The following is a 429-nucleotide window of genomic DNA, read 5'->3' on the forward strand; positions in this document are numbered from 1 at the left end:
CCGGGGTAGCCAACCCCAGACCCACATAGCCCTTATCAGCCAGAGTCGAGGAATCCAGCAGCTGATCTAGCCCGTGAACCTTGAAGGCATATGCATCATGCCTAGCCCCAGGCAACGGGTCAGTGATAGCCAGCAACTTTCCATCCAAGGTGCAAATGACTTGGTGGTTGAATCCGGCTCGTTTGTGCTTTCCAGAGAAATTTGTTTTACCAAGTGAACGCCAATTCCACGTGGGTATCAGGGTCCCATCGATGACCAAAGATCCTGGTGCTTTGAGGCTTTCTTTCAAAGGCTGAATCAGTGGAGTGAGAATCTTCTCCAGGGCCTTTTCGATGGTGTTGATAGCTCGTGAGACTGTCGATTGAGAGACAGCAAAAAGTTCTGCGAGGAGTTCTTCGGTGAGGTTATGGCGGTGGTAGAGCAGGGTGA

1 protein-coding gene is annotated in these 429 nt (G+C 51.3%); it reads right to left on the bottom strand.

The features are described 5' to 3' along the window. A partial coding sequence (locus L6963_RS11740; protein ID WP_237225477.1) for a transposase family protein occupies positions 1-429 on the bottom strand: 429 nt, incomplete at both ends.

Origin of the sequence: Rothia nasimurium, assembly GCF_928392795.1 — a bacterium.
Taxonomy (GTDB): Bacteria; Actinomycetota; Actinomycetes; order Actinomycetales; family Micrococcaceae; genus Rothia; species Rothia nasimurium_F.